The following is a 10,360-nucleotide window of genomic DNA, read 5'->3' on the forward strand; positions in this document are numbered from 1 at the left end:
CAATGAAAGTGCTATAATCTGTCAGTTTTTTGACTCTCGTAAATCAGCAAGCAACCATCCCCAAACAAATTAGCAGAATAGGTTCTCATGGCAAAAAGTCGGTTATTTCGTTCAACCATGGTGGTCAGCAGCATGACCATGCTGTCGCGTATTTTAGGTCTGGTACGTGATATTGTTTTGTTGGGCGTCTTTGGCGCTGGTGGTCTGATGGATGCCTTTTTGGTCGCCTTTAAGATACCCAACTTTTTGCGCCGCTTGTTTGCTGAAGGCGCATTCAGTCAAGCCTTTGTACCTGTTTTATCCGAATATAAAGAAAAATACAACTTACGAGAAGTACAGATATTGGTCAGTCGCACCTCAGGCGCGCTGCTGTTAATTTTATCGATGCTGACCGTAGTGGTTATTTTAATGGCACCGTGGGTTGTGACCTTATTTGCGCCCGGTTTTGCCGATCAACCTGATAAGTTTGCGATTACCGCTGAGCTCTTGCGCCTAACCTTTCCTTACCTTTTGTTTATCTCCATGACCGCCTTTGCCAGTGGTATTTTACAAAGCTACGGACGTTTTGCCGCACCTGCCTTTGCACCGGTACTGCTCAATCTCTGTATGATTGGTGGCGCGCTGGTATTCTCTCCGATGTTCGAGACGCCCATTATGGCGCTTGGTTACGCGGTCGCTATTGCAGGCTTATTACAGCTACTACTGCAATTGCCACAGTTGTCACAGCAAAAACTGCTGGTCATGCCAAAAATTGACTTTCAGCATGAAGGTGTCAGACGTATATTAAAATTGATGCTACCCGCTATCTTTGGGGTATCAGTTACCCAAATTAACCTACTATTAAACACGGTTTTTGCTTCATTGATGATCGGCGGCTCCGTCTCATGGCTATATGCCGCTGAGCGCATGAGTGAGTTACCGCTTGGCTTGATTGGCGTGGCAATTGGTACGGTTATTTTACCCAGCTTATCAAAAAGTGAAGCGCAAAAAGACGATGTCAGCTTTAAAAAGACCATCGATTGGGCTGCACGTTTAATCATCTTAGTCGGCGTACCGGCATCAGCAGCGCTGTTTATCTTGTCAGATGTACTCATGCAAGCGCTGTTCTTACGCGGAGAGTTTACTTTACGTGATGCGCAAATGAGCTCGCTTGCGCTAAAAAGTATGGCGGGCGGCATCTTAGGCTTTATGTTGATAAAAGTCTTTGCCCCAGCGTTTTTCGCCCGTCAAGATATTCGTACACCGGTCAGAATCGGTATTATTTCTGTGTTTGCAAACATGATTTTTAGTGTGGTCTTTATCGGTATCTTTTACTTTCTTGAGATTCCATTACATGGTGGACTGGCACTTGCGACGACTGGCGCCTCCTTTGTGAACGCAGGCTTATTATATTACTTCTTACAAAAGCGTGATATTTTCCGTTTTGGTAGTCACTGGAAAAAACTGTTTACCCAGTTTGCCATTTCCACCACTGCTATGGTTGCTGTACTTTATATACTCTTGCCGTACTTTCCAACCGATAAAGCCCAGTGGCAACGCTTGGTTGCGCTGCTGATTATGTGTGTGGTCGGTGCGCTGGTATATGGCGGCGTATTATTGGCGACAGGCTTCCGTCCTCGTCAGCTAAAACATGGCTAAAAGGGCGAAATAAGCTGACAGTTTACCAAACCAAAACAAGCTCGATATGAGAAGTGACAGACCATGTTGCTGATAGTTGCCATAATAACTCATTGCTAAATCACTAACCATAAAGGCTTTATATGACGACTCAGCAGCTTGCTACTCAACGCTTATCTATATTTTCACCTATGTTTTTTGCAACGGGTCTACTCAGTGCGGGACTATTACTAAGCGGTTGTAGTGATAATAATCAGGTAGAGAACCAGCCAGTAGACAAGACGACAGACAGCTCAGCTGCTGTAGATACGCTCAAAAATACAAAAGATACCGATACTGATATCGCTCCTGATATGGATAAAACTGCTAACACCCCTCATAGCGATACGGCTAAGGCAGATGCCGACATTGTCAGTCAAGATATCAGCCCGATTGCAGCTGCTGTAAAAGAGCCCAGTATATTGACCAATCGAACCCAAGTCGGTACGCCAGAACACACGGTAAAGCTGGCGCTCGATACCTTATATTATGGCGATGTTAAAAAAGCGGCCTCATATTACAAAGTCGATATGGAAAATTTCGATGAAGAGTTAAAAAACACCCAGTTTGCTTTTAAGCAAACCGTTGAAGCGGTCACTATCATTGATACCAAATACAATAGTGACAAAACCAAAGCAACTGTGACAGGTGAGTTACGCTTAAAAGGTCAAAGTGAGCCTGCACCTTTGGCTTATGATTTGCAAAAAATAAATGGCGAATGGAAAATATTGGGTTAAAAAGCACTTATTTGATACACGGATGTAATCCCAAGGATTTTATTATTAATCTTAGATGTTATTGAGCTTAAATATTATTAATCTTAGACATTGTTGTCAGTATCTAACACCCGTTTGCCTAGCATCACCACATCAGCGATAAATCCATCCATATCACAAACTTGCGGCATCAAGCCCCATTGCTCAAAGCCAAGTTTACGAAATAACCCTAAGCTTGGCTGATTATGCGCAAAAATTAGCGCTACGACGTTATGAATCCCAAGGCTTGGCGCTTGTTGTAACATCCCTTGCACCAATAAGCTACCTAGCCCTTGACCATGGTAGCCGTTATGCAGATAAATGCTAATCTCGCTACTAATATGATAAGCCGGACGCGCATACAAATCACTAAAACTGCCCCATGCGACAATGGCTGACCCCTCTTTTTGCCCGTCTCCTTGCATAGATGTTTTTGCCCTTCTCACGACGTAAATAGGTCGCGTTGTACTATCAATATGTTCTGTAAACCAAGCTAACCGCTCTTCATAAGTCACGGGCTCAAGATTGGCAGTCGCCTGCTTACCCACAATACTTTGATTATAAATGGCTAAAACTTCAGACAGATCATCTGCTGTTGCATACTGCATCGTAAATGAATCGCCAAGTTTATTTGTTAATATAGGCAAGTCAGTACGATCAAAAATAGGTGTGGCCTGTGCGTCAGCTGTTATTGCAGACATAGCTTCTCCGTCGTGGGTTATACCTCATTGATAACTCAATCATCCTATAAAGCGATCTTTTAGTCGTTAAACAAGCTACCGTTAGTAAAATAACTACGTTATAAAAAGGACACTACCGTTCTGCCGTTATCAGCAGACTATAGGATGTTAGTGTGGCTATTTTACTTTATAATGGCTGATTTTAAACACATCGATTTTATATCCAAATGTGTTTTTCATTTTTATCTGGTTTCATCTATCATAGCTGAACATTTATGAATACCTATTTTCTTGAGCAATTGGTGGCGTCTGCAGACGCTGCGCCCACCAATACCAACCCAGTAGCGTTAGCGCCCTGTGTGCTCACTATTGGCAATTTTGATGGCGTGCATTTGGGACATCAGGCGATGCTTACTCAAGTGCGCGAACTGGCAGTGGCACGTAAGCTTAGCGCTGCTGTGATGATATTTGAGCCACAGCCAAGAGAGTTCTTTGCTCCTGCCGCCGCCCCTGCTCGCTTGACCAATCTTGCCGAAAAGCAAGCGTTGCTAGCAGCATATGGCGTCGAAACCTTAATTGTCGCAAGCTTTGATAATGAGTTTCGCTCCTTATCAGCGCAGGCGTTTGCAGATATTTTAGTCAAACGGCTAAATGTACAAGCTTTGGTATTGGGTGATGATTTTAAATTTGGACATGATCGTACGGGTGATAGCCAGTTTTTACGTGATTATGGTTTGCATGTAACCAATCTAGAGACCATCACTGACGATACTCATAAGGCAGCACGTATCAGCTCCACTCGCATTCGAGATCTTTTATTAGCAGGGGATATCGATGCGGCCAATGCCCTACTTGGTCGCGATTATGCGATTACTGGTACGGTGGTTAGTGGCGACAAAATTGGTCGCACCATGGATTTTCCGACCGCTAATATCGACCTAAAACGTATCAAGCCAGCTTTACACGGCATTTTTGCAGTCGATGTGGTGAGCCTAGACGATAATGGTCATGTAATACCAGAGGGTTTGGTCAAGCGGGCAGATAATGGTCATAAAGGGATAGCAGGTTTGCAGGCAGAGAGTTTGTTTGGTACTGCCAATTTAGGTACCAGACCGTCCGTCGATAAAACCCATGAATGGCGTTTAGAAGTGCATTTCCCACAGCTGCAAGCAGACTTATATGGTTTAAACTTGCAGGTGCGTTTTTTGCATTATTTGCATGGCGAACGTCATTATGACAATTTAACAGCGTTAAAAGAAGGCATTCATCGCGATGTACAAGAACTGATAGCATGGCGCGAACAACAAACGGATAATTAAGTAGCTATTCTTTCAAGAAAATCATTGATAAAAAAACCCACAACGATAAGAAGCTGTGGGTTTTTTATAGCTAAGTTATCAGTAGCTCTGTTTTCTTATCTGATTAACGCTTAGACACCGCTGCTAACTTATGCCTGTGGGTGTAAACGGACATTCAACTCATCAATTACTTCTACCCAAGCGGCATCTTTTTCCCATTCTTCTTGTAAAAACATGCGTTGGTTATCGTTCCAAATATCGGCTTCTATCAGCTTTTCTTCTTTTGCCAATTGATTGTTTTCGATAAAACGATCAATCGCTTCATCTGAGCTCTCAAGACCCAACTGAGCAAACAGCTCATTCATATTATATTCAGGTTCGCCTAACATAAAACTTCTCCTTAAATGACACAAATTTGCTTACGATTATTATTTCAATGAACCTGATTATTGTAACAAGTTATCGGATAATAGCTGTTAATCAACGTTTATCTAACGTTATCAATTGTATTAACCTTAATATATTAATGGAACAATATCAGTTATAAAGGATGCTGACTGTCGGCCAAAATTTAAGCCAAAAAAAGCCCTCGTGTATCATGAGGGCTTTTTATGTCTAGTACTGAATATAAACAGTACTAATCTAACCTTAGGCTAACAGCTTACGGTAGTAGGTGTGCTACGGCATCACGCTCTTCGCTAAGCTCTTGCTCAGTGGCTGCCATTTTCTCTTTTGAGAAATCTGATGACACATCAACGCCATCAACGATAGACCAATCGCCGTTAGCGCAGGTTACTGGGAATGAGTAGATTAAGCCTTTAGCGATACCGTACTCGCCATTTGAGTAAACGCCCATAGATACCCAATCGTTCTCATCAGTACCAAGTACCCAAGTACGCATATGAGCGATAGCAGCATTGGCAGCAGAAGCGGCAGATGATGCGCCGCGGGCTTTGATGATAGCAGCGCCACGTTGTTGTACTTCTGGGATATAAGTACCTTCATACCACGCGCGATCAACCAAGTCTAACGCTGGCTTGCCGTTTACAGTGCTCGCTGTCAAATCAGGATACTGAGTTGATGAATGGTTACCCCAGATGATCATTTTCTTTACATCATTCACGGTGCTGTCAGTCTTACCAGCCAACTGTGCCATGGCACGGTTATGATCTAGGCGAGTCATGGCAGTAAAGTTACGTGGATCTAAATCTGGTGCGTTACGCTGAGCGATAAGCGCATTGGTGTTCGCAGGGTTACCAACGACCAATACTTTAACATCACGGCTTGCAACATCATTCAATGCCTTACCTTGTGCTGAGAAAATCGCAGCATTGGCTTCTAGCAAATCTTTACGTTCCATACCAGGACCACGAGGACGTGAACCTACTAATAGAGCATAATCGACGTCTTTAAAAGCCACGGTTGCATCGTCAGTTTGGACGACACCAGCCAATAATGGGAATGCACAGTCTTCTAATTCCATGACCACACCCTTTAGGGCGTCGAGTGCTGGAGCGATTTCAAGCAATTGCAGGATCACTGGCTGATCTTTACCTAGCATTTCACCAGAAGCAATACGAAATAACATAGCATAGCTGATATTACCAGCGGCACCAGTCACGGCAACGCGTACAGGCTGTTTCATTGACATTGAATACTCCCTAATTATTGATTAGATAGTCACGATTCTAATTGGTGATTATCGATTTAGATAGCGACTTATGCGCCAAACACTTACTCGATTAATATAGTAGTCTTAAACCGAGAGCTAGTGTAGCACTTCAGTCTATTAAGCGTCTAGATAAAGCCATAAACCCATCCCCAACTATATTGTTACATTTTATACGATAAAATATGGGTAATTTATATAGCAAGGTAGGAATAGGAGATGCTGCATAAGGGGCACGATGTGAAAAGAGAAACAATCAAACCAGACAAAGACGGATTATTTACCGCCTGAAATAACGAATTTGCTGCCACAGTTGTCCACGGCATTATGACAGTTGCCAAACTCACTGCCTTCATAACAGACATGTACATCCGTCAATATCATCTGGCGCTGCGTACCCGCCTGACATATCAGATCGATACTGGCAGGAGTCATACCACTATTTAAGCTGGTCATTTGACCAATAAAACGAGATTTTAATACGGTATAGCTGTTGCCGGTATTGAGCTCATTTGGCAGCTTTAGCGCACCCGCATAGTTAGTGATTTGACGGAAGTAATTGCTAGAGCTTAAGGGGCTACAAGCACCATAACGTTGCCATGCTTGAGTACGTACTGTGGTATCCGGCATAATACGATTGACGACTTTTAGCTGTAGCGGCGTCAATCGTGGCTCACTACCACGTCCACAGCGCTCCCCGTAGCCCATGTCTAAGCCTGATACTGTTAATGAATAACCTTCTAAGCACTGACGCATACGCGAACGCGTTGGCTGCAAGCTACATAGAGCTGGTGTCATCTCGATCATCAGTACACGATGCCCACTTCTACTCGCGTTAGCTGCTTGGGCAGGCATAGTCATCAGTCCTTGTAGCAAGAGCAAGGCTGCGATGCTAATGGCCGTACAGCCCTTACTGTTATGCTGTTTACTCATCATATTCTTACTTACACACTCTGGTATTACTGTTTTGGGCATCAAGCCCACCTTGGTTTGAAACGTTAACCGATGCCTAACGTGCAACGATATGGGCAGTTTGAGATATTTTTGATCATAAAACGAGCCATAATTAAATCAGCTTTTGTAAATTCACTTATGATTTGACTGGTACTGTTTGGATTAACTACTCATACTCAAAGCATCTATTACTGACTTTGAAAACCCTTTATGCAAAAATCACTCATAATGCCAGCAATGGTAGCAAAAAACCTCTGTTAATATATAGCAAAAACGTAAACATACCTAAGAGATGAATCATCGACGGCAACTACTAACAGCGTTAACCATTGTCAGCATTAAAAAAATTTGGTCAGAAGATAGGAATGCCAAGCCAATGCCAAGCCAATGCCAATAAAGCACCGCTGTAAAAAAGCCATTAACCTCTTAAGCGTTAATGGCTTTTTATGATTACTTACATCAAAATGCGGCAGGTATAGTACCCATACGCTGAGTGATAGGCTGACCATTACCCAATAAGCTACTATAGATAGTGGCATTTTCCATCACGTGTTTGACGTAGTTGCGGGTTTCAGGAAAAGCAATGGACTCAACATACTGATCGGCAGCTAGTGAACCATAGGTTGGCTGCCAACGCTTGGCATTGTTTGGACCGGCATTGTAGCCCGCCGTTGCCAGTACAGGCTGGCTGTTTAACTTCCCAAAAATATCACCCATATACCACGTACCATAACGAATATTGGTATCACCGCTATTGGCACGGCTTGCACTGTAGGTTTCGCCTAAGTTACGGGCGATATATTTTGCGGTATCCGGCATAACTTGCATCAGTCCACTTGCGCCAACATTTGAGCGCGCAGACGCTACAAAGCGGCTCTCTTGACGCATGATGCCATATGCCCACGCCGGATCGATACCGGCAGACTGACTGTAGCGTACCACAGCATCTTGGTGCGGCATCGGATGCGATAATGCAAGGCTATTAACATTGTCAGTATTGTCAATGGCGTATATCGCACGATCAAGCCAGCCCATATCATAGGCCTGACGCGCTGCGGCAACAATCAACTTGTCATCACGATTGTCACGTGCTTTTTTGACCGCCCAGTTCCACTCACGATTGGCATAAGCACGGCTGGCATCAGCATTATATAAAGCAAAGGCACGGGCAAAATGTGGATTTTGCATAACGCGCGCACGATCTGCGCTACTGACATTCGGCAAATTACTACCGCCCAAGCGGCTGGCATCAAAACGCTGACCAACTTTTTCCTTCGCCATCAAACCATAATATTCGTTACTTTTGGCAAGGTTTTGGTACATTTTCTTAGCGGTATTGCGTTTCTTAGCATCGTTTGACTGCTCATAAGCGCGCGCTAGCCAATACTGCCATTGATTGGTTTTTTGGCTGTCAGCATCCATTCTTGAGATGGCTTCAATCACATCATCCCAACGACTAAAGCGAATCGCAGCCATGGCATAATATTCTGCTTCTTCAAAACTAAAGTCATTATCTAAGCTATTACGGAACCAATCAACTGCTTCAACGTTAAAGCCATCATCGGTATTATGATTCATGCGCTGTACACCAAGCGTACGATAAGCGGCGCGGCGCGTCTCATCGGTTAACAATTTTACTGAACGCTGATTGTCTTGCTTAATATCAAACTCTAACTGCAACGCCGCCTCACGATAAGACTTTTCGGCAACGCGCCCTATCGCATATAGATATAAATATTGATTGGTTTGGCTGGCAGGTTCACGGGCAAAACGGCTAAAGAATGCTGACGGGTTAAGCTGAATCTCACTCAATGATGCATAAGGAATGGGCATACCTAGCTTTGATGACAACGCCATAATATCGCCGGTTTTGCCCTTACGCAGCATACGTTTGAGGCGAGAAACCCTCTCTGGATTGCTAATTAAGGCGTTATTATTCATCTCAAGCGCTAGCTGGTCACATAGCGCTGGCTGCTTTTTGGTGGTCAACCAGACATCAGACTTGGCTGCCATCGCACGCATGGTATCGCCGCCATTATTGAAACCAAGGGCAATGGCGCATTTCTCACTGTCATCGGCATTGGTGATCAGATTTGCCACTTGGCGCACGGCAGCATAATCATTTGAACCTGCCTTAGTTTCAGCAAAATCGGCAGCAAGTTTTTCTGCCATGACCGTATCTGGGTACTGGCGTACGAACTGCGACACTGCTGCAGGGCTTTGCGTATTCAAATCTACATTCATCCGCCAGTAAGTAGGATACATGGCAAATAAACCACCGCTCATCGCTTGCTCATAATTATAAAGCGCATTGATATCGCCACGCTCTGCGGCAATGGCTGCGGCAGTGAATGAACCCACGCCATTATCTGCTTGATAAGCACTGTTTGATTGAAAAGTGTTTTGTTGAGAAGTATTTTGTTGAAAACTGTTTTGCTGACTGTTTGGTTGATAGCCATCTGGCTGATATTGCTCTACTTGATATTTGCCTTGCTGCTCAGAGCTAGCGCTCTCGCCCCATGTCAATTCTGCACAGGCTACTTGCGAAAAGCCTAAAGCACTAACCGCCGCTGCCAAGCTCAGCGCGCCTTTTTTAAACGTCATTTTTTTAGCACTCTTATGGGTATCATTTTGATAGATATTTTTATCAATCATATCAGGAGCGACCTGCGGCTTTTTCATACTGACTCTCTTTTATAATGGGTCTTAAATAATATTTTAAAAATGCTTTTAGAAAGTGACTCTAAGCAAATGTTTTTACAATATCGGTCTGAAAAATAAACTTCTCAGTCAATATTTTAGACAGATAGAAATCAGGATTTATTCAATGACGCTAATAGGATGGCATTCATCATACTATACTCGTTGCACTTTCAACCATAAGCTTTACTTTTCATTAATAAATTGGATAGCACAGCGTAACACGCAAATGTTATCTGGTATAAATCGGTCTCAAGCATGACGTATCTTAGTTATAACCAATTAACTATCGATAAGCAATTGATACTATTATAAATAATCTAATCTCCTTATAATAATGAGCAGACGCTAACTTTTCACATTAGGGCAAGGTTGTGATAAAATACGCCACCTGTTAATCGGCTAGCCCGCTATATCTTTAGTCAATCATGGACTTATCCTTATGAGTGTTACTGTATTCAATCCCCGCATCGATGACGCTGCTGCCTCTGACATCACTGCTGTCACGCCTGCGGTCACCGCACTCAATGAGCCAAGTTCAGCGCAAGCTCCTGTGAAATCTGCCACCAAAAAGGTATTTGTCACCACCCAAGGCTGTCAGATGAATGTCTATGACTCTGATAAGATGCTCGACGTCCTTGGTGACTC

8 protein-coding genes and 1 pseudogene are annotated in these 10,360 nt (G+C 43.5%); 4 read left to right on the plus strand and 5 right to left on the minus strand.

Going from position 1 to position 10,360, the window contains the following annotated elements; translation table 11 throughout:
* Positions 1 to 87: 87 nt before the first annotated feature.
* Complete coding sequence (murJ, locus tag ABYU67_RS04800; protein ID WP_372843867.1) at positions 88 to 1,638, plus strand: murein biosynthesis integral membrane protein MurJ; 1,551 nt, start codon at positions 88 to 90, stop codon at positions 1,636 to 1,638.
* A gap of 122 nt (positions 1,639 to 1,760) precedes the next feature.
* On the plus strand, positions 1,761 to 2,393 hold the full coding sequence (locus ABYU67_RS04805) for a hypothetical protein (RefSeq protein WP_372843868.1): 633 nt from the start codon (positions 1,761 to 1,763) through the stop codon (positions 2,391 to 2,393).
* 83 nt (positions 2,394 to 2,476) lie between these two features.
* Here ABYU67_RS04805 and ABYU67_RS04810 read toward each other — a convergent pair whose 3' ends face one another.
* Positions 2,477 to 3,112: an N-acetyltransferase family protein gene (locus tag ABYU67_RS04810; RefSeq protein WP_372843869.1), complete on the minus strand. Its 636-nt coding sequence runs from the start codon at positions 3,110 to 3,112 to the stop codon at positions 2,477 to 2,479.
* A 254-nt stretch (positions 3,113 to 3,366) separates the two neighbouring features.
* Between ABYU67_RS04810 and ribF the strand changes: the two genes are divergently transcribed.
* On the plus strand, positions 3,367 to 4,410 hold the full coding sequence (gene ribF / locus ABYU67_RS04815) for a riboflavin biosynthesis protein RibF (RefSeq protein WP_372843870.1): 1,044 nt from the start codon (positions 3,367 to 3,369) through the stop codon (positions 4,408 to 4,410).
* Between the two features lie 128 nt (positions 4,411 to 4,538).
* Here ribF and ABYU67_RS04820 read toward each other — a convergent pair whose 3' ends face one another.
* The 4 genes from ABYU67_RS04820 to ABYU67_RS04835 form a co-directional block, all read right to left on the minus strand.
* Complete coding sequence (locus ABYU67_RS04820) at positions 4,539 to 4,778, minus strand: DUF2789 domain-containing protein (protein WP_372843871.1); 240 nt, start codon at positions 4,776 to 4,778, stop codon at positions 4,539 to 4,541.
* A gap of 272 nt (positions 4,779 to 5,050) precedes the next feature.
* Entirely contained in the window at positions 5,051 to 6,040 is a 990-nt protein-coding gene (locus ABYU67_RS04825) for a malate dehydrogenase (RefSeq protein WP_372843872.1), read from the minus strand.
* A gap of 294 nt (positions 6,041 to 6,334) precedes the next feature.
* On the minus strand, positions 6,335 to 7,033 hold the full coding sequence (locus ABYU67_RS04830) for a ribonuclease T2 (RefSeq protein ID WP_372843873.1): 699 nt from the start codon (positions 7,031 to 7,033) through the stop codon (positions 6,335 to 6,337).
* 438 nt (positions 7,034 to 7,471) lie between these two features.
* Positions 7,472 to 9,694, minus strand: a complete 2,223-nt coding sequence (locus ABYU67_RS04835) for a transglycosylase SLT domain-containing protein (protein WP_372843874.1) — start codon at positions 9,692 to 9,694, stop codon at positions 7,472 to 7,474.
* Between the two features lie 460 nt (positions 9,695 to 10,154).
* Here ABYU67_RS04835 and ABYU67_RS04840 point away from each other — a divergent pair.
* Positions 10,155 to 10,360 (plus strand): annotated as a pseudogene (locus ABYU67_RS04840) (tRNA (N6-isopentenyl adenosine(37)-C2)-methylthiotransferase MiaB); the annotation flags it as partial.

Source organism: Psychrobacter sp., from assembly GCF_041554015.1.
GTDB lineage: Bacteria > Pseudomonadota > Gammaproteobacteria > Pseudomonadales > Moraxellaceae > Psychrobacter.